This is a genomic window from Bradyrhizobium sp. HKCCYLRH3097 (genome assembly GCF_051167875.1).
In the GTDB taxonomy this organism is placed as follows: Bacteria; Pseudomonadota; Alphaproteobacteria; order Rhizobiales; family Xanthobacteraceae; genus Bradyrhizobium.
In genome coordinates, this window is the sequence record NZ_JBNPTX010000001.1 from 680,150 (window position 1) to 699,819 (window position 19,670).

Sequence of the window (19,670 nt, forward strand, 5' to 3'; positions counted from 1 at the left end):
GCAGCTCGGGCGTATCAAGGCGTATAGAGGTAGCGCAGCAGGGTGCGGCCGACGGTCTCCAGGCTCTGCGCCGAGCACTGCTCGATCGTATCCTGCGTGGTGTTGAAATAGGGCTCGTAGTCGAAGTCGATGACGAGGAAGCTCGGAATGCCGGCCTGCTGCAGCGCCGTGTGGTCGTCGCTGATCGGATACGCCGTGGGCTCCGGCGAGAACGCCGATGGCGCGATACGGCTGCCGATGCTCCAGAACCTCTTGACCTCGGGCAACGCCGAGGCCAGCGACGACGGCTCCGGCTGCAGCTTGAGATCCTTGTCGCAGACCATGTCGAAATCGACTGCCTTCTCCGGCTTGTGCGTCGGATAATAGGTCTTCAGGTTGGCCGCGAAATGCGGCGAGCCCAGCGGGCGCCAGGTCGGATCGCCGGCGCCGAGCGATTTCGGCCCCTCCTCGCCGTCGAAGAAGATCATGTCGATGCCGACGTCGGGCTTCGGCGACAGCGACAGCACGCGTGCGGTCTCGAGCAGCAGCGCCACCGCCGAGGCGGAGTTGTTGGCGCCCGGCATCGGTGCGTCCGGCGATTTGGGATCGCGATAGGCCTTGATGATGCTGTCGTAATGGGTGGCGACGATGACGCGCCGCGGGTTCTGCACCTGGAAGCGGGCGATGATGTTGGTCAGCGGGATCGCCTTGCCGTCATCGCCCTTGGCGGTGAAGCTCTGCGTGAGCACGGCGTCCGCCGCGCTCTTGGCCATCGCCGCCTTGATGTAGTCGATCGTTTTCTGATGTCCCGGCTCGCCCATCGATCGCGGCGTGAAGCGCAGCAGATCGGCGATGACAGCCATTGCGCGCTGACCGTCCCACAATTCGATCTGCGCGTCCGCGGCGTAGGCGGTCGGCGACATCAGCAGCAATACGGCCGCTGTCGCGGTGGCGGCGAGGCGAGGCCAGAACTCAGTCATCCGCAAAGCTCTTCAATGATGAAAATCAGGACGTCTTCTTGCCGAATGGAATGAACAGGATGCCGGCGCAGCCAGCCAGCGCCACGGCGAAATAATAGGTGATCGCGCGCGAGCCGATCGTCGGAATCAGCGCAAACGTCGTGACCAGCGTGCCGACGACGTTGCCGATGGTCGAGACGCCATAGACCAATCCGGCGACACGGCCGGCCTCGCCGGCCGAGCGCGTCAACAGGCTGACGGCGATCGGCGAGAAGGTGCCGAGCAGGGTCAGCGGCACCAGCAGCAGCGCGGTCGAGGCCATCAGCGTCGCCATCGGCCCGTCGCCGATACTGTCGAGGATGTCGGCCATGACGGTGTCGGCGGTCGCCGGCACCAGCGCCATGTAGGCGGCGGCGATCAGGATCATGGTGCCGATGGTGCGCGTCGTCGGCTGCCGGTCGACGATGGCGCTGCCGGCGAAATAGCCGATCGCGAGCGCGCACAGCACGGTCGAGATCAGGCTGGCCCAGGCGCCGATGCCGCTGCCGAAATACGGGTTGAGGTAGCGGCTGCCGAGCATCTCGAAGCCCATCAGCACGCAGCCGACCAGGAACGAACAGAGATAGATCGCCAGCATGCCGGCGCGGGACACCGGCGCGCTCATGGCAGCTTCTTGTTGTGGCGCTCGATGCTCTTCAGCGCCTCGACCGGCGCGAAGTCGTCGGTCAGCACCTTGGCCTTGGCGTCGATCACCTGGCCGTTATCGATGTCGATGCGCTTGCGCTGCGCCAGCATGTCGGCGAGCTTGTAGCGGAAGCCGAATTCCTTGTCGCGCTCCTGCGCGATGGCGGCGAGATCCTCCGGCTTCCGCTCGTCGCCGGGATAGGCGACCATCACGATGTTGCCGCCGGCCTCGTAGAAGTCGACCTGCGGGAACACGCTGTGGATGGTCTTGACCGCGGCGTCGAACAGCATGGTCGACGGCTCGACGTTCTGCGCCACCACGCCGCCCTCGGCGAGATGCTCCTTGACGAGCTGGTAGAATTCCTTGGTCAGCAGGTGGAACGGCACGAACGGTCCGCGATAGGCGTCGATCAGGATGATGTCGTAGCGCTCCTTGGATTCCTGCACGAACAGCCGGCCGTCGCGGTTGGCGACGTGGAAGTTCGGCTCCTCCTTGATGCCGAAATACTTCTTGGCGAGCTCCAGCACGGTCGGATCGAGCTCGACCGAGGTCACCTGCACCTTGGGCAGGAAGCGGTGCAGGTACCAGGCGGTGCGGCCGCCACCGAAGCCGATCTCCAGGACCGAGCCGACATTCTTTGCGTACATGACGCTCGCGGTCATGAAGCGGGTATAGTCGACCGGCAGATCGAGCTCGTCCTGGGTGTTGTAGACGCTCTCGGTATAGATGCGCCGGTTGTGACCGAACGTCATGCTGCGGTAGGGCGCCTGCTCATAGACATAGATGTTGTTGTAGAGCGACTCCTTCGACTCCAGCAGGTGGCGGGTGTCCTGCGCGCTTGCGGCGGCGATGGAGAGGAAGCTTGCGAACACGCCTGAAATGACCGACCGGATGAGCATCGACTTGTCTGTGTCCCTCGGCTGAAATGGGCAGGCGCGCTGGATCGAGCGGATCTCGTGGCGCCGGACGCCTGGCCCGGCCACGAGATGCGCTCAGGCACGACCAATACGGCAATCCCGAGGCCGGGTTCCAGATTGGCGCCGTTCTCTTAGACCATCGGCTGCCGTCCGGATAGTCAAACCGCCCCTCCCAAACGGGGGTGTGATCGGGCATGAGCGGCCCCGCTCTAACCGGGATCGCGCGGCTGCGTTCCCGTCGCCGTCCCCTCAGGGGACCCGAGCATCGTTGTGCCCCGGTCGGCCGCCCGGTCCAGGCTCCGACCGGAGAGGCTTCCGGTCGGTGGCCGGGTCTGCTATGGAGGCGGCGAAGCAGGTGCACTTCGGTGCAGGCTCCGGTCCCGTAGCTCAGCTGGATAGAGCGGCGGTTTCCTAAACCGTAGGTCGCATGTTCGAGTCATGCCGGGATCGCCATCTGCCGCAGCCTTGCACGCGCAGACAATCTCCAGATCAAACCCAGGGCGCGCCTGATCCGGCCCGTTCGGGAATCGGGTGGAGCGCTTCGCTGCCATCGAGGAACTTCTCCGAGTGAGACGGCGGCCTGAGCCCCGTCCGCGCGGCGCGCGCAATCGCCGCCGAGATGCATCACCCTGGAGAGCTTTCCATGCATACGACCATCGAGCCGGGCATCCTCTATTTCGGGACGCCGGTCGTCCTCATCAGCACCGTCAACGAGGACGGCGGCTTCAATCTCGCGCCGATGTCGTCGGCATTCTGGCTCGGCTGGCGCTGCATGCTGGGCCTCGCCGCCGGATCGAAGACGCCGCAGAACATGCGCCGCACCGGCGAGTGCGTGCTGAACCTGCCGTCGGTCGATCTCGTCGCCGCCGTCGATCGCCTGGCGCTGACCACGGGATCGGACCCGGTGCCGGCGATGAAGCAGCGCAAGGGCTACCGCCACGTGTCCGACAAGTTCGCCGCCGCCGGGTTGACCGCAACGGCGTCGGAAACCGTTGCGGCTCCGCGCGTCGCGGAATGCGCGGTGCAGCTCGAAGCCCGCATCGAGTCGGTGCATGGCATCGCCGACGACGACGCGATCCTGAAGGGGCACATCCAGTGCTTCGAGGTGCGGGTGCAGCGGGTCCATGTCGATGAGGCCATCCTGATGGACGGTACGCGTGACCGCATCGACCCGGACAAATGGCGGCCGCTGATCATGAGCTTCCAGCAGTTCTATGGCCTGGGCGCGCGCCTTCACGAGTCGCGGCTGGGCACCATTCCGGAGGCGGCCTATCGCACGCCCGACGTCGAGCGCGCCCGCGAGGCGGCCATGCGAATGGAGGTGGCGGCAGGCTGAGCCGGCTCGGCCTGGAGTCTCGCCTGGAATCGCCCGGCCGCACGTTGAAGCTTGCATTCGAGTGCGAGAGGTGGGGACATCATGGGGGCTGTGGCTGTCGACCGGCTGCTGATCGAGGCGGCTGATCATTACAATGCGGGGCGCGCCGGTCCGGCCAAGGCGCTTTGCAGCGACATCCTCCAAGCGGTGCCGGATCATCTGCCGGCGCTGCATCTGTCCGCGATCCTCGCCTTCGCCGACGGCGGCATGGCGGAGGGTGCGGAGCTGCTCGGGCGCGTCTTCGCCCGCGATCCCCACCATGCGCCGGCCTATGTCACGCTCGGCGATGCGCTCGCGGTGAAAGGCGAGCGCAAGGGCGCCGCCGATGCGTTCGCGCGCGCAGCGGCTTTGCGGCCGCTCGATGCGGCGATTCACAGCAGGCTCGGCAGCGCGCTGCTCGAGCTGTCGCGCTTCGCCGAGGCCGAGGCCGCCTATCGCCATGCGCTGACGCTCGATCCCGCGCTCGGGCACGCGCGCTGGAATCTCGCGCTCGCCTTCAACCGGCAGGGGCGACTTGCCGAGGCGGAAGCGGCTTATCGCGAGTTGCTCGAGCGCGAGCCCTCCTATCCCGGTGCATGGCGGGCGCTGGCGCATGTGCTCGCCGACCAGGCCAGATATGACGAGGCCGTGCCCGCCTATCTGCATGCGCTGGCGGCGCAGCCGGCCGATGCCGGCCTGCATCTCAGCCTGGGCGATGTGCTCTACAAGCAGCGCGCCTTTGCCGAGGCCGCGGTCCAGTATCGTCAGGCCTGCGATCTCGCGCCCGGCGATGCCAATGCCGCGCGATTGCTCGGGCACGCGCTGCATGAGGCCGACCGCCCGGCCGAGGCCGTCGAGGCCTATCGGCGCGCCGCCGTGCTCGATCCCACCGATGTGGTCGTGCTCAGCAATCTCGCGGCCTGCCTGTGCGGGACGGGCCAGCTCGATGCGGCCATTGCCGCCTGCGAGCACGCGCTGGCGCTGCAGCCCGATCACGCCCCGGCGCATACCAATCTGGGCATCATCCACGAGATGCGCGGCGAGACCATCGAGGCCGTCGCGGCGCATCGCCGCGCCGTCGCCTCCGATCCCGGTTACGCCAAGGGTCACGCCAACCTCGCGGTGGCGCTGCGCAACGCGGGCGACATCGACGCGGCGCTGGCCGCCTCGCATCGTGCGATCGCGCTGGCGCCCGACAATGCGCTCGCCCGCTACAATCACGCGCATTTCCTGCTGATGTGCGGCGACCTCGCGAACGGCTTTGCGGAGCATCGCTGGGGCCGCGACTGTCCGGACCTCTCCGCGGGCATGCCGCGCTTCGACGCGCCCGAATGGCAGGGCGCGCCGCTCGACGGACGCACGCTGCTGCTGTTCGCCGAATATGGCATCGGCGATGCGCTGCAATTCGTGCGCTACATCGATCGCGTCAGGATGATGGGGGGACCGGTCGTGCTGCAGGTGCAGCCGGCGATCGCGCCGCTGCTGCGCTGTCTGGAGGGCGTGACCGTGGTGCCGCGCGGCGCGCCGCTGCCGCCATTCGACCTGCAGGCGCCGCTGATGGATCTGCCGCGCATCTTCGGCACCACGCTGGAGACAATCCCGGCCGAGGTGCCGTATCTCGCGGCCGATCCGATCAAGATGGCCGCGTGGCGCAACGTGCTCGGGCGCGCGCCGTCGTTGAAGGTCGGCGTCGTCTGGGCCGGCAATCCCAGGCACAAGGGCGACCGCCAGCGCTCGCTCACCGCGCAGGCGGTGCTGCCGCGGCTGGTGATGCCGGGCGTGCAGCTCTATTCCTTGCAGAAGGAGCCGCGGCCGGACGATGCGCTAGGGCTCGCCGAGCTTGGCACCGACGTCATCGATCTCGCGCCGTTGCTGAGCGACTTCGCCGAGACCGCGGCCGCCGTCGCCGTGCTCGATCTCGTCATCTCCGTCGACACGTCGGTGGCGCATCTCGCCGGCGCGCTCGGCCGTCCGGTCTGGGTGCTCTTGCCCTATGCGCTCGACTGGCGCTGGTTGCGCGATCGCGCCGACACCCCGTGGTATCCGACCATGCGGCTATTCAGGCAGGAGAAGCCCATGGCTTGGGACGGTGTGCTGGCGCGGACGGCAGGGGAGCTCGCGCGGCTGGCGGCAGGTGAGCGCGGGCCGTCGTTGCCCGGGCTGGTATGAGGCGGTGAGCGATGTCGAAGGCTGACAGGGCCTGACGCTTATCGCATGGCCATGCGTGCGAGACCGGTCTGATCCGAGCGCGTGGACGGAAACGACAATCGCCACAAGCTGAAGAGCATCGGGAGTTGGAAAACGAAGCTGATCGCCGCAGCGCCCGCCAGCACCTCGAAACGTTGTGCCTCGATCAGGGCCTTGGCGCTCGGGACCACGTGGACCAGGCCGTCGGCGACGTAGACAAGCGCAACGGTCCGCCAGATGTTGGCGGACAGCCAGCCCATCCTGAAGGCGTGATCGAACAGCGCGAGCAATCCGCCGAGCGCGAGCGTCGAGCTCGCCATGTGAGACGGCGTGTCGTAGAAGCCGGGCTCCAACGCGGCCTGGACGAACCAGAGCCCGTAGACCACCGCGACGATCTTCAGCAACATCAGTTCGTTCCCAGGCTCGCGAGCTTATCGTCTGCCTCCGGGCAACCGATCGGATTGCGCCCGTTGATCGGAGCAGGCATGCGCGACATCGAGCCTACGATGCGTGTCACGAAGGCTCTGTTAATCGGCTCGCTTGGATTGTCCTGAACGAGCCGTTTTGCTCGCGCCTTTGATCCAGGTCCCGTGATGCAAGGGCCGGGCGCGGTTGCGGACATGGTGAAGGACCGCGTAGCCGACCTACTGCTCCGCCAGCAACTCCCTCACCCTCGGCACCACCACCTTGCCATACAGCTCGATGCTCCGCATCAGTTTCGCATGCGGCAGCGGACCGGCTGAGTATTTCAGCTGAAACCGCGACAGGCCGAGCGCCTTGATCGTCGCGGCGATCTTCTGCGCCACGGTCTCCGGCGAGCCGACATAGAGCGAGCCGTGATCGGCCTCCTGGACGAACTCGTCGCGGCCCATCGGCGGCCAGCCTCGCTCGCGGCCGATGCGGTCGCGCATGGTCTTGTAGTCCGGCCACAGCTCCTCGCGCGCCACTTCGTCGGTGTCGGCGACATAGCCCGGCGAATGCACGCCGATCGGCTTCGTCTCGCGGCCGAACTGCTTGAGCGCGCGATGGTACAGCTCGACATAGGGCGCGAACCGTTTCGGGTCGCCGCCGATGATCGCGAGCATCAGCGGCAGCTCGTAATGCGCGGCGCGCACCACGGACTCGGGACTGCCGCCGACGCCGATCCAGGCCCTCAGCCGTCCATGCTCGACCGGCGGATAGACCAGTTGATCCCTGAGCGGCGGGCGCAACCGGCCCTGCCAGGTCAGTGGCTGCTGGGGCAGCAGGCTGACGAACAGATCGAGCTTCTCCTCGAACAGCGCTTCGTAGTCCTTGAGATCGAAGCCGAACAGCGGGAAGGACTCGGTGAAGGAGCCGCGGCCGAGGATGACCTCGGCGCGGCCGTTCGAGACCGCGTCCAGCGTCGAGAACCGCTGGAACACGCGGATCGGGTCGTCCGAGCTCAGCACCGTCACCGCCGAGCCGAGCTTGATCTTCGTGGTGCGCGCGGCGATCGCCGCCAACGCCACCTCCGGCGCCGAGATCGCGAAATCGCCGCGATGGTGCTCGCCGAGCCCAATGAAATCGAGCCCGAGCTGGTCGGCGAGCACCGCCTCCGCGACGACGTCGCGGATCACCTGGGCATGGGCGGCTATCGCGCCCTCCGCGTTGCGGGTGACGTCGCCGAACGTGTCCAGGCCGAATTCGATCGCTGTGCTCATGTCTCATTCCGTTGCGTCGGGCCGTCATACGGCCTCTGCTCGTCAGCTGGAAGGGGCCGCACCGGATTGCAAGCGGAGGAAAGCGAAACACAAGGTTTCCGTGAGCTTGAGCGCATCACGAGAAGGTTGGGCCGTCGCCATTCTCCGTCATTCCGGGGCAATCGTCGATGCGCAGGCGCGGAGCGGCTGCGTGTTGACGATTGAACCCGGAATCTCGAAGTCGTTCAGAATGGACGCAAGACAATATCGAGATTCCGGGTTCAAGGCCTCTCGGCCTTGCCCCGGAATGACGGTGGTCGTGATACCGGGCGGATCAGACGGTCCGGACGACCGGCAAAAATTTTTCTTTCGTTTTTCCAGAAAGTATGCTCTACTGCGCCCATCCTGCCTCATCGATGAGGGGCGTACGCGCGGTCGTCACGAGACGCGAGGCAGGGATGCGGTGGCCGTAGCGGGTCGCAGCGCGGTGTCGCGCCGGCGAACGATCCGATGCGGACAGTCAAGTCGCGTGGTCCTGGCCTCCCGATGCTGAGGTCAAGCCGGATGATGGTGCGGAAGCGCATCACGCCGACGATGGGGGCAACACAGCCGGTCCCCAGGGAGAGCGCGAAGCAGCTGTTAAGACCATCGCGCAGGGAAGGCCGGGATGTTCCAGCCGAACCTGTGGTTCCTGCCGCCTGCATTTTTTTCGCAGGCGGGCCATGGGGGCGGCGAGCTCCCGGTCTTCCCTGCGCCCTCACGTTTCAGAGGGCACGCGATCCGGACAAAGCTCGGGCTTGAGCGGCCGCGAGGGTACGAACCCATGGCCTCGGCTGATGCGATTGCCGCCCGCGCCTCCTGCGCGGTCATGCCATGCTAAAAAATGGGCGTGTGGCCCGGCCGCGCATCACCTAGGCTCCGTTCATCGATCACACGGGATGACGTGCATGGCGGCGGGCAGCGACTATCAGATCTTCGAGGCGGGCGACGTCGTGCTGCAATCGGGCGTGACGTTCCCGTCGCTGCGGCTCGCCTACAAGACCTATGGCACGCTGAACGCGGCCAAGGACAACGTCATCCTCTATCCGACCTCGTTCGGCGCCCAGCATGTCGACACCGAGTGGCTGATCGCGCCCGGCGGCGCGCTCGATCCGAGCAGCTACTTCATCATCATTCCCAACCTGTTCGGCAACGGGCTGTCGTCGTCGCCTTCGAATACGCGCGAGCTGTTCGGCGACGCGCCGTTCCCGGCCATCAGCTATCACGACGCGGTCGCGGTGCAGCGCCGGCTCGTTGAGGAACAGTTCGGGATCAGCCGGATCGCGCTGGTCTATGGCTGGTCGATGGGCGGCATGCAGGCCTATCACTGGGCCGCCTGTCATCCGGACATGGTGGAGCGTGCGGCGGTGGTGTGCGGCAGCGCGCGCTGCTCGCCCTACAATCACCTGTTTCTCGACGCGGTGAAGGCGGCGCTGATGGCCGATCCCGCGTTTCGCAACGGCCGCTTCGCCGAGAAGCCGGTGGCCGGCCTGCGCGCGATGGGGCGGATCTATGCGGGCTGGGCGATGTCCTACGAGTTCTACCGCGACGAGGTCTGGCGCGAGCAGGGCTTTGGCTCGCAGGAGGACTATCTCGCCGCCACCTGGGACTTGGCCTTCGCGCATCGCGATGCCGACAACCTGCTGGCGCAGATCGCGATCTGGCAGGGCGGCGATATCAGCAACTGCGCGGCGTTCGGCGGCGATCTGGATCGGGCGCTCGGCGCGATCACCGCCCGCATGTTGCTGATGCCGGGCCAGACCGACCGCTACTTCGATTGGCGCGACAACGAGCGAGAACTCCCCAAGCTCGTGAACGCCCGCTCCGCGGCGCTGCGGCCGATCCCCTCGATCCACGGCCACCGCGCGGGCAATCCGATCCGCATCCCGGCGGACCGCGATTTCATCAACGCCAACGTCTCCGCCCTTCTCCAGAGCTGACACCCGAGCTCGACATGACCGACGTGCCCACCGACGAATTCGCGCCCCGTCCGAAGCTGCTGACACCGCCGGTGGTGCAGCAGCTCTGCACGCGCTCCAACATGCAGGGCGCGCTACGCACGCTCAGCCATTACGGCGCGATCATCGGCGTGGGTGCGCTGATCGGAGCGATCGCATCGACGCATGGTGTGCTGTGGGCGCTGTCCTTGCTGCCGGTGCAGGGCGTGCTCATCGCGTTCCTGTTCATGGCGGTGCACGAGACCGCACACAAGACCGCCTTCGACAGCCGCAGGCTCAACCTCGCGGTCGGCTATCTCTCCGGCTTCCTGATCGGACTGCCTTATGAATATTACTGCCTGTTCCATTGGGAGCATCACCGCCACACCCAGGATCCCCTGCGCGATCCGGAGCTGATCGTCGGCCCCAAGCCGCGCTCCGAGACGCAACTCGCGATTGCCTATTCCGGCCTGGTCCAGGTGGCCGGCCGTCTCAGGCTGCTGCTGAAGCATGCGGTGACCGGCGAGGTGACGGTTCCGTGGGTCCCCGCGGGCCGCCGGGCGATCGTCGTGCGGGAGGCGCGCGCCTATGTCGCGGGCTATGCACTGCTGCTCATCGCCTCGCTGGTGCTGCACAGCGCGCTGCTGCTGTGGGTCTGGGTGCTGCCGCTGCTCGTCGGACAACTCATCCTGCGGCCCTATCTCTACGCCGAGCACACCGGCTGCGATCATGCGAGGAGCGCCTTCCAGAACACGCGGACCACCCTCACCACGCGGTTTGTGCATTGGCTGGCCTGGAACATGCCGTATCACGTCGAGCACCATGCCTATCCGGCGGTGCCGTTCCATGCGCTGCCGAAGCTGCACGCGATCGTCGACGGCGAGATCAAATATCGCGGGCAGGGATACGTCGCCGTGACGCGGCAGACCTGGGCGTGGTTTCGCGCGCAGTGGAAGGAAACGAAGTCTCATCCATGATGAGTTTGGATCCGAGTTATCGCCGCTCGGCCGGTGCGCTCCCTCTCCCGCTTGCGGGGGAGGGCTGGGGTGGGGGCGCCACAACGGCAGTCTTTCCAGAGCATCCCCCACCCGCATCGCATCTCTCGATGCGATGCGACCTCCCCCGCAAGCGGGGGAGGCGCAGACCGACCACGTCGCCAGGGATGTCAGCAAGCCATCGTGCCCGACCGGTGCGCGTCCTCCCGGCACGCCCCTTGTGGGAGAAGTGCAGTGATTGGCGTCGTGTTGATATGGTCGCAGCGACGCTGGCTCACCGCCATCGCTCGCGCATCCGCGCGCCGAGATCGATGCGCGGCCCGGAGCGCGCATATGCCGACCCCGGCTGCGCCCGCGGCCAGCTGGCGCGTTCGAACAGCGGCACCAGCGCTTCCGGAATGAACCGCGTGCGTGAGGCATAGACATGACGATCGCCGCGCACCGGCTGGCCGTGGACGAAGAACCGCTGCGGCACCAGGAGATGCAGATCGTCCTTGGCGCGGGTCATCGCGACATAGAGCAGCCGGCGCTCCTCCTCCAATTCGGCGCTGGAGCCGGCGCCGAGATCGGACGGCATGCAGCCGTCGACGACGTTGAGGACGTGCACGGAATTCCACTCCATGCCCTTGGCGGAATGGATGGTGGAGAGGATCAGATAGTCCTCGTCGAGCAAAGGCACGCCGGACTGATCGGAGGTGGCGTCGGGCGGGTCGAGCGTCAGCTCGGTGAGGAAGCGCTCGCGCGACGGATAGCCGCTCGCGATCTGCTCGAGCTGCAGCAGGTCGGCGGCTCGCACCTCCGCATCCTCATGAACGCGCTCGAGATGCGGTTGATACCAGTGCCTGACGCGCTCGATATCTCCGGGCCATTCCGAGACGCGCAACTGCTCCAGCGTGCGCACGAACGCGGTCCAGTCATCGCCGGCGCGCGCCGGTGCGGACTGCTCGCACAGGCGCGCGATCGGATCGGCACTGTCGCTGACGGCATCGAGCAGACGCTGCGCCGACGCCGGGCCGATGCCCGGGATCAGATGCAGCACGCGGAAGCCGGCGATGCGGTCGCGCGGATTGGCCACGAAGCGCAAGCAGGCCAGCACGTCCTTCACGTGGGCGGCATCGAGGAACTTCAGCCCGCCGAACTTCACGAACGGGATGTTGCGGCGCGTGAGCTCGAATTCCAAGGGACCGCTGTGCGACGACGTGCGGAACAGCACGGCCTGTTGCTTCAGCACAATGCCTTCCTCGCGCTTCGCCAGCACCTGCTCGACGATGTAGCGCGCCTGATCGGTCTCGTCACTGACGGTCACGAGCTGCGGCTTGCGCGGGCTCGTGCGGTCGGTCCACAAATTCTTGGTGAAGCGCTCCCGCGCCAGCCCGATCACGCCGTTGGCCGCCGTGAGGATCGGCTGCGTCGAGCGGTAGTTGCGGTCCAGCGTGATGATGTCGGCGCGCGGGCTGAACTGATCGGGAAATTCCAGGATGTTGCGCACGGTGGCGGCGCGGAAGGCGTAGATCGACTGCGCGTCGTCGCCGACCACCGTCAGTCCCGCGCCGTCGGGCTTCAAGCCGAGCAGGATCTGCGACTGCAGCCGGTTCGTGTCCTGATATTCGTCGACCAGCACGTGGTCGAAGCGATCGCCGATCTCGCGTGCGATGGTTTCGTCCGCCATCATCTGCGCCCAGTACAGCAGCAGGTCGTCGTAGTCGAGCACGGCATTGGCCTGCTTGGCTTCGACATAGGCGGCGAACAGGCCCTTCAGCTCGCCGGCCCATTCCGCGCACCACGGAAAATGCCGCACCAGTGCCTCGTCGAGCGGCATGTCGGCGTTGACGCAGCGCGAATAGATCGCGAGGCAGGTTCCCTTGGTCGGGAAGCGTCGCTGCGTGTTGGACAAGCCGCGTTCGTGCCGCACCAGATTCATCAGGTCGGCGGAATCCTCGCGATCATGGATCGTGAACACAGGGTCGAGGCCGACGCGCTCGGCGTAGTCGCGCAGCATCCGCGCGCCCAGGCCATGAAACGTGCCCGCCCAGGTGAGCGCGGCCGTGATCGGCTCGGCCTTGCCGCCCAGCACCTTGCGGGCGATGCGCTCGACCCTGCGGCTCATCTCGCTCGCCGCGCGGCGCGAGAACGTCATCAACAGGATACGGCGCGGATCGGCGCCATTGACGAGCAGATGTGCGACGCGATGCGCGAGCGTGTTGGTCTTGCCCGAGCCCGCGCCGGCAATGATCAGCAGCGGCGGGCCAGGCGCGGCGCAGGCACCGCCATGCTCGACGGCGCGGCGCTGCTCCGGATTGAGATCGTCGAGATATGTCGCAGCCGTGGCCTGCACGAATCGTCCCTCAGCCTGCAAGAATCAGTGATTTGCGCCGCATGTGCAACGCGATGGCCCGGTCGCGGCAGCGTTTTACATGATTCGCAACCGGTCTTTTTTGTCACGGTTGCCCACAGAGCGTCTGCCAGCCGCTTGCGCTGGCGCGCGTGCACTCCTATCCAATCAGCCCCGTCACGAATCTCGGAAGAACACCGTGTCGAATTTTGCCTCCATCATCGCTGCTGAGCTCTCAGTCAAGGATGCCCAGGTCCAAGCCGCGATCGACCTGCTCGACGGCGGCGCGACCGTGCCGTTCATCGCGCGCTATCGCAAGGAGGCGACCGGCATGCTGGACGACACGCAGTTGCGTACGCTGGAGGAACGGCTGCGATATCTGCGCGAGATGGATGCACGGCGCACCGCGATCATCGAGAGTATCAAGGCGCAGGGCAAGATGACCCCCGAGATCGAGCTGGCGCTGGCGACCGCCGACACCAAGGCCCGGCTCGAGGACATCTATCTGCCGTTCAAGGAGAAGCGCCGCACCAAGGCGCAGATCGCGAAGGAAGCCGGGCTCGAGCCGCTCGCCGACATGCTGATCGGTGATCCGATGAAGGCGCCGGAGGTCGAGGCCAAGGCCTTCATCAAGAAGGATGGCGACAACCCGGTCAAGGACGTCAAGGCCGCCCTCGACGGCGCCCGCGCGATCCTGGTCGAACGTTTCGCCGAGCATGCCGATCTCGTCGGCTCGCTGCGCGAGGAGATGTGGACCCGCGGCGCGGTGAAATCGTCCGTGCGGCATGGCAAGAAGACCGAGGGCGCCAAGTTCGCCGACTACTTCGATTTCTCCGAGCCGTTCACCAAGCTGCCGTCGCACCGCATCCTGGCGATGCTGCGCGGCGAAAAGGAAGAGGTGCTGCAGCTCGATTTCGGCGATGGCGAGCCGGAGGATTCGAAGGACCCGACGCTGTATGAGAACCGCATCGCGGTGACCTTCGGCATCTCGCGCCAGGGCCGCCCGGCCGATCAGTTCCTGTCGGACTCCGTGCGCTGGGCCTGGCGCACCCGCATCAAGACCTCGCTGGCGCTCGATATCCGCATGCGGCTGTGGCAGGAGGCGGAGAAGGAGGCGGTGCGCGTGTTCGCGGCCAACCTGCGCGATCTGCTGCTTGCCGCGCCGGCCGGCGGCCGCGCCACGCTCGGGCTCGATCCCGGCTTCCGCACCGGCGTCAAGGTCGCGGTGATCGACCGCACCGGAAAGTTCGTCGATCACGCCACGATCTATCCGCACGAGCCGCAGCGGCAGTGGAACGAGAGCATGCTGACCCTGGCGCAGCTCTGCGTGAAGCACGGCATCGATCTCGTCGCGATCGGCAACGGCACAGCGTCGCGCGAGACCGAGAAGCTCGTCAACGATTTGATGAAGCTGAAGCCGGATCTCAAGCTGACCAAGGCGATCGTGTCGGAAGCCGGCGCGTCGGTCTATTCGGCCTCGGAGTTCGCTGCGAAGGAATTCCCCAATCTCGACGTCTCGATCCGCGGCGCCGTCTCGATCGCGCGCCGCCTGCAGGATCCGCTCGGCGAACTCGTCAAGGTGCCGCCGGCCTCGATCGGCGTCGGCCAGTATCAGCACGACCTCAACCAGTATGAGCTCGCCCGTGCGCTCGATGCCACCGTCGAGGACTGCGTGAATGCCGTCGGCGTCGATCTCAACACCGCCTCGGCGCCGTTGCTGGCGCGGGTGTCGGGCATCGGCGAGAGCCTGGCTCAGAACATCGTCGCGCATCGCGATGCCAACGGTCCGTTCCCGACCCGCGACAAGCTCAAGGAGGTGCCGCGGCTCGGACCGAAGGCGTTCGAGCAGTGCGCCGGCTTCCTGCGCATCCGCGATGGCGACAACCCGCTCGATGCCTCTGGCGTCCACCCGGAATCCTATCCGGTCGTGAAGAAGATTCTCGAGACGACCAAGAGCGACATCAAGGTGCTGATCGGCGACACCAAAACCTTGAAGACGCTCAATCCGGCGAAATTCGCCGACGAGCGCTTCGGCGTCCCGACCGTGACCGACATCATCAAGGAGCTGGAGAAGCCCGGCCGCGATCCGCGTCCGGAGTTCAAGACCGCGACCTTCCAGGAGGGCGTCGAGAAGATCACCCATCTCAAGCCCGGCATGATCCTGGAGGCGACCATCACCAACGTCGCGGCCTTCGGCGCCTTCGCCGATATCGGCGTGCACCAGGACGGCCTGATCCACATCTCGGCGATGTCCGAGAAGCGCATCAACGATCCGCGCGAGGTGGTGAAGCCGGGGCAGGTCGTGAAGGTCAAGGTGCTCGACGTCGATGTGCCGCGCAACCGCATCTCGCTGACGCTTCGGCTGTCCGATCCGCTGCCGGCCAAGGGCGAGAAGCGGACCAGCGCACGGCCGCCCGCGGGGCGCATGACCTCGCGTGAGGAGAAGCCGTCTGGCGGCGGCGCGTTCGCCGCGGCGATGGCCAAGGCCGCAGAGCGGCGCAAGGGCGCCTGAGGCGAATGGTGACGAGGCGCCGCGGAGGGAATGTCTCGTCTGCGGCGTCATATCTGCGGCGCCATGGCATTCGGCGTCGTGTCGTTGCGGTCTTCCCTATCTCCGCGGCCAGGCTTACCTTGGGCGGCGAGTTGTGAGTGGGGACCGCGCATGACGAACCGGACCGTGATCATTGCCGGCGCGACTGGGCTGGTGGGACGGGAGCTGCTTCGCGGTCTGCTTGCCGACCCGGCCGTGGATCATGTGCATGTCGTCGGCCGCCGCGCGCCGACTGACCATTCGTCCAAGCTGACGGCGCATGTGGTGGATTTCACCGCGCTGCCGTCCCTGCCGCCGGCCGACGAGCTTTATCTGGCTCTCGGGACCACGATCAAGGTGGCCGGAAGCCAGGCCGCCTTCCGCGCCATCGATCACGACGCCAACCTCGCCGTCGCCAAGGCCGCGCTCGCGAGCGGCACCAGGCGCGTTGGTCTGGTCAGCGCGATGGGCGCCGACAGCAGCTCGCCCGTCTTCTATAGCCGGGTGAAAGGCGAGCTCGAGGACGATCTGACCGCGTTGCCCTTCGAGGGACTGGTGATCGCGCGGCCTTCGCTGCTGGTCGGCCCGCGGGCGGAGCTCGGACAGCCGAGTCGTCCGGGCGAGGAATGGGGCAACAGGCTGCACAACATCATCGGCTTCCTGATCCCGGCGAACTACAAGCCCATCGCGGCGGCGGACGTCGCCAACGCCCTGCTGATGGCTGTTCCTACGGTTGCCGGCAAGCGAGTGATGCTGTCAGGGGCCATGCGCCGATGATCGAGCCTGCCGCTCTTGCGTAGCGGCCCGGTCTCGCTATTTACGGTAAATCGAAATCTGATATCGCGCCGCGCCTCAGGCCCGGATCGACTGGTCGACGGCGCTCCGTAGTTTTACGGCTCTCTCGCATGCGACTATCAGCGAGTGAATGGCTGGAGCGGGCAAGACGGGAATCGCATCTTAACATCTTAACCATATCTCGCTGTTAGTTGTGCATCGAGGAAAAACAGCCCGGTGTTTTATGCGCAGACAGCTGCTTGAGTTTTGTTTCTTGGCATTGGTGGGAACCCTGCTCGGATCCCAAGCGGCGACGGCGTCTCCGCGAATGGTGTCGCTGGTCTACAACTCGCAGATTCAGAACCCGCAGCAGGTCGGGTCGGACGAATTTCGCGTGAAGCTGCAGGCGTTGGCCGGCAAGCGGCTCATCATTGATGAGCGTGCGGGCAACGCATTCGGCAGCGAGGCGGCGGTGCTGGCTGCGACCCGGAGCGGCGCGGTGGACGTGGCCGTGGTGTCCGGCGGCATCGCCAGCGCGGTCGTCCCCGAGCTCGGCGTCTTCGACATCCCGTTCCTGTTCCGTGACACCGCGCATGCCAAGGCGGTGGCGCAAGGGCCGGTCGCCGCCGCGATCGGCGCCAAGTTCGCCGACAAGGGACTGGTGCTGCTGGCGCTGGGCAAGCAGGGCTTTCGCAATCTCACCAACTCGAAGCGTCCGGTCCGTACCGTCGATGACGTCAAGGGCCTCAAGATCCGCGTGATCCCCAATCCGGTCTACCAGATGACCTTCAAGGCGCTCGGCGCCGACGTGATGCCGATGGATTTCCCGCTGGTCTATGCCGCGCTCAAGGACGGTCGGCTCGACGGCCAGGAAAATCCGGTTGCCACCATCGCGGCCAATCGCTTCGACGAGGTGCAGAAATATCTGACGCTCACCGGGCATTTCTTCGCGCCGATCGCCTTCGTCGCCAACCGCGCGATGTTCGACCATCTCGATGCGGCGGATCGAGATGCGCTGGTTGCCGCCGCCAAGGCGGCTGCGGAGGTCACCTGGCAGGCCCAGCTCGATGCGCAGAAGCTCGATGAGTTGCGCAAGACCGGCATGGAGGTGATCGAGACGTTCGACCGCAAGACTTTCGTCGATGCGGTCAGGCCGCTCGATGCCGACTTCGAGAAGCGCTTCGGCAAGGAGCTGCTCGCCACCATCAGGTCCACTCCGTGAAACAGCCGGGCAAATCGATGAAATTGTCTTCTCTGATGTCTTGGATCGGCGTCCGCCCGCGCATCTTCGGCGGCTTCGCCCTAATCCTGAGCTTCCTGGTGTTGCTCGGCGGCTTCGCCATGGTCCAGGTCGGCCGCATCGGCGGCACCGTGGATGAACTCGTTACCAGCGCGGCCGGGGACGCCGGCATGTCGCAGGTGCGTGCCGCGCTGCTCGGCGCCAACGGCGCGGTCGAGAGATTCGTCCGGACCTGGAACGTCGGTGACAAGGATGCGGCCAGCAAGGCCATCGACGCCGTCGGCGGTCTCGCCGATCAGGTCGAGAAGCAGTCCGGCAGCCTGAAGGTGCTGGCTGACGGCGTTGGGCCGGTACGGAGCGCGCTGGCGGCCTACCGCTCATCGTTCGCTGCCGCGGCCGAGGCCGTGGACCGCCTGCGGGCGGCGACGACCAAGACCGACGCATTGGGCGCCGTTGCCGGCATCAACATGGGCGGCATCCAGGTTGCCCTTGCCAATCGTGCGGGCAGCGAGCCGCTGATGAATCCGTTACGTCTGGCCAGCGTCGTCGACGCGGTTCGCATCGCGGTGATGCGCTATGCCAACACGTTATCGAATGGCGATGCCGACGATGCCAGGCTCACCTTCGTCTATGCGAAGCTCGCGATTGCCGATACGGAGGCCGAGATCGCGGGTGTCGATGATGCCAAGCTGAAGGCGCTGGTTGCTGCGCTGAAAGAGGCTCTCACGGCGGATGCCGCCGCGCTCGAGGAGGTGATCAAGGTGGCCGCTGACCTGCGCGCCAAGCAGGCGGAGCTCGCCAAGGCGAGTGCCTCGATCGATACCCAGGTCAGCCAGATCAACCGGCAGCTTGGTACCGCGCGTGCAGAGCAGGCCGCGAGGACCGGCGTCGCGGTCGAAGATACCAAGCAGACCGTGATCGTGACCGCAGCCGCAGCGGTGATATTCGGAGCGGTGCTGGCCTGGCTGATCGGCGCCAGCGTGTCGACCCCGATCCGCGGCATGACCGACCGCATGCAGTCGCTGGCGGCCGGCGAATTGGATCAGCCGATTCCCGGCGGCGAGCAGCGCGACGAGATCGGCCGGATGGCGCGCGCCGTGGAGATTTTCCGTGACAACGCGCTTGCCGTGCGCCGCATGGAGCAGGAGGCTGCGGCACAGCGTGAAGCTGCGGAGGCCGAGCGCGCCCGCATGATGTCCGATCTGGCTGGTCGATTCGAGCAGGGCATGCAGGGTGTCATCACCGGCGTCGGCGGGCGTGCGACCGAGATGGGCGAGAGCGCCAGCGAGCTGGCGCGCGTCGCCGAACGCGGCCGTGGCCTTGCGGAAGCGGTCGCCAGCCGGGCCGAGCAGGCCTCCGTCAATGTGCAGACCGTGGCCTCGGCGACCCAGGAGCTCGCGGCCTCGATCAGGGAGATCTCCTCCCAGGTCCAGCGCTCGGTCACGGTGTCGACCCGGGCGACGCACGAGACGCAGCGGACATCCGAGCTGATCGACGGGCTGTCCAGCGCGGCGGAGAGGATCGGCACCATCGTGCAGCTGATCCAGGCGATCGCGAGCCAGACCAACCTGCTGGCGCTCAACGCCACCATCGAGGCGGCGCGCGCCGGCGAGGCCGGCCGCGGATTTGCGATCGTCGCGAGCGAAGTGAAGAACCTGGCGTCGCAGACCGCGCAGGCGACGGAGCAGATCTCGAGCCAGATCGCGACCATCCAGAGCGCGACGCAGGAGACGGTCGGCGCGATCGCCCAGTTCGGCACGACCGTGCGGGAGATTGCCGAGATCTCCAATGCGATCGCCGCCGCGGTGGAGCAGCAGGGAGCGGCGACCAGCGAGATTGCACGCAACGTCGAGCAGGCGGCCAGCGGTACGGCGGCGGTCACGCAGGAGATCGGCGACGTGCGCAACGTGGCCGGGCAGACCGATGCCGGCGCTGAAGCTGCGCTGGCGGCGGCCGCGGCGCTGCAGCAGCAGGCCGCTTCGCTGAAGAGCAATGTCGCCGACTTCCTGCAGACGATCCGAACGGCGGCGTGAGCCGCAAACCGGTGGCGAGTGGAGTTGACGCAGGGGACGCAGGCTCAC

At 66.6% G+C, this 19,670-nt stretch carries 14 protein-coding genes and 1 tRNA gene; 9 read left to right on the forward strand and 6 right to left on the reverse strand.

Translation table 11 applies throughout. From position 1 onward, the window contains the following. Nucleotides 1-14 precede the first annotated feature (14 nt). From ACQR0U_RS03085 to ACQR0U_RS03095, 3 genes are read right to left on the reverse strand one after another with little or no spacing between them, the layout of a single operon-like run. Nucleotides 15-959, reverse strand: coding sequence for a M28 family peptidase (locus ACQR0U_RS03085; protein ID WP_315825506.1), 945 nt, complete (start codon nucleotides 957-959; stop codon nucleotides 15-17). A gap of 25 nt (nucleotides 960-984) precedes the next feature. Further along, the gene (locus ACQR0U_RS03090; protein ID WP_315715262.1) at nucleotides 985-1,602 is read right to left on the reverse strand and encodes a fused MFS/spermidine synthase; all 618 of its coding nucleotides are present in this window, start codon (nucleotides 1,600-1,602) and stop codon (nucleotides 985-987) included. Beyond that, on the reverse strand, nucleotides 1,599-2,522 hold the full coding sequence (locus ACQR0U_RS03095) for a spermidine synthase (RefSeq protein ID WP_315715263.1): 924 nt from the start codon (nucleotides 2,520-2,522) through the stop codon (nucleotides 1,599-1,601). Before ACQR0U_RS03095 ends, ACQR0U_RS03090 begins: the two co-directional genes overlap by 4 nt. Nucleotides 2,523-2,916: 394 nt before the next feature. Between ACQR0U_RS03095 and ACQR0U_RS03100 the strand changes: the two genes are divergently transcribed. From ACQR0U_RS03100 to ACQR0U_RS03110, 3 genes are all read left to right on the forward strand, one after another. Beyond that, nucleotides 2,917-2,993 (forward strand) — tRNA-Arg (locus ACQR0U_RS03100). A 190-nt stretch (nucleotides 2,994-3,183) separates the two neighbouring features. Then, entirely contained in the window at nucleotides 3,184-3,876 is a 693-nt protein-coding gene (locus ACQR0U_RS03105; RefSeq protein WP_315715264.1) for a flavin reductase family protein, read from the forward strand. A gap of 81 nt (nucleotides 3,877-3,957) precedes the next feature. Next, nucleotides 3,958-6,063: a tetratricopeptide repeat protein gene (locus ACQR0U_RS03110; protein WP_434842585.1), complete on the forward strand. Its 2,106-nt coding sequence runs from the start codon at nucleotides 3,958-3,960 to the stop codon at nucleotides 6,061-6,063. A gap of 38 nt (nucleotides 6,064-6,101) precedes the next feature. Here the strand turns inward: ACQR0U_RS03110 and ACQR0U_RS03115 are convergent, their stop codons facing one another. Together ACQR0U_RS03115 and ACQR0U_RS03120 are read right to left on the reverse strand one after the other, a co-directional pair. Next, entirely contained in the window at nucleotides 6,102-6,488 is a 387-nt protein-coding gene (locus ACQR0U_RS03115; RefSeq protein ID WP_315752282.1) for a hypothetical protein, read from the reverse strand. A gap of 237 nt (nucleotides 6,489-6,725) precedes the next feature. After that, on the reverse strand, nucleotides 6,726-7,763 hold the full coding sequence (locus ACQR0U_RS03120; protein ID WP_434842586.1) for an LLM class flavin-dependent oxidoreductase: 1,038 nt from the start codon (nucleotides 7,761-7,763) through the stop codon (nucleotides 6,726-6,728). A gap of 926 nt (nucleotides 7,764-8,689) precedes the next feature. On the opposite strand from ACQR0U_RS03120, the gene ACQR0U_RS03125 reads away from it, so the two are divergent. Next, nucleotides 8,690-9,721, forward strand: a complete 1,032-nt coding sequence (locus tag ACQR0U_RS03125; protein ID WP_434842587.1) for an alpha/beta fold hydrolase — start codon at nucleotides 8,690-8,692, stop codon at nucleotides 9,719-9,721. 14 nt (nucleotides 9,722-9,735) lie between these two features. Further along, nucleotides 9,736-10,695, forward strand: a complete 960-nt coding sequence (locus ACQR0U_RS03130) for a fatty acid desaturase family protein (RefSeq protein ID WP_316174492.1) — start codon at nucleotides 9,736-9,738, stop codon at nucleotides 10,693-10,695. Between the two features lie 292 nt (nucleotides 10,696-10,987). Here the strand turns inward: ACQR0U_RS03130 and ACQR0U_RS03135 are convergent, their stop codons facing one another. Further along, on the reverse strand, nucleotides 10,988-13,048 hold the full coding sequence (locus ACQR0U_RS03135; RefSeq protein ID WP_315825498.1) for an ATP-dependent helicase: 2,061 nt from the start codon (nucleotides 13,046-13,048) through the stop codon (nucleotides 10,988-10,990). Nucleotides 13,049-13,244: 196 nt separating this feature from the next. Here ACQR0U_RS03135 and ACQR0U_RS03140 point away from each other — a divergent pair, with 196 nt between their 5' ends. The 4 genes from ACQR0U_RS03140 to ACQR0U_RS03155 all read left to right on the forward strand — a co-directional run bounded on the left by ACQR0U_RS03140 (nucleotide 13,245) and on the right by ACQR0U_RS03155 (nucleotide 19,622). Then, nucleotides 13,245-15,557, forward strand: coding sequence for a Tex family protein (locus ACQR0U_RS03140; protein ID WP_315752276.1), 2,313 nt, complete (start codon nucleotides 13,245-13,247; stop codon nucleotides 15,555-15,557). Nucleotides 15,558-15,707: 150 nt separating this feature from the next. Then, nucleotides 15,708-16,352: an NAD(P)H-binding protein gene (locus ACQR0U_RS03145; RefSeq protein ID WP_316174494.1), complete on the forward strand. Its 645-nt coding sequence runs from the start codon at nucleotides 15,708-15,710 to the stop codon at nucleotides 16,350-16,352. Between the two features lie 325 nt (nucleotides 16,353-16,677). Further along, nucleotides 16,678-17,571, forward strand: coding sequence for a TRAP transporter substrate-binding protein (locus ACQR0U_RS03150; protein WP_316174495.1), 894 nt, complete (start codon nucleotides 16,678-16,680; stop codon nucleotides 17,569-17,571). Nucleotides 17,572-17,606: 35 nt separating this feature from the next. Further along, entirely contained in the window at nucleotides 17,607-19,622 is a 2,016-nt protein-coding gene (locus ACQR0U_RS03155) for a methyl-accepting chemotaxis protein (RefSeq protein WP_316174639.1), read from the forward strand. Nucleotides 19,623-19,670: the final 48 nt, after the last annotated feature.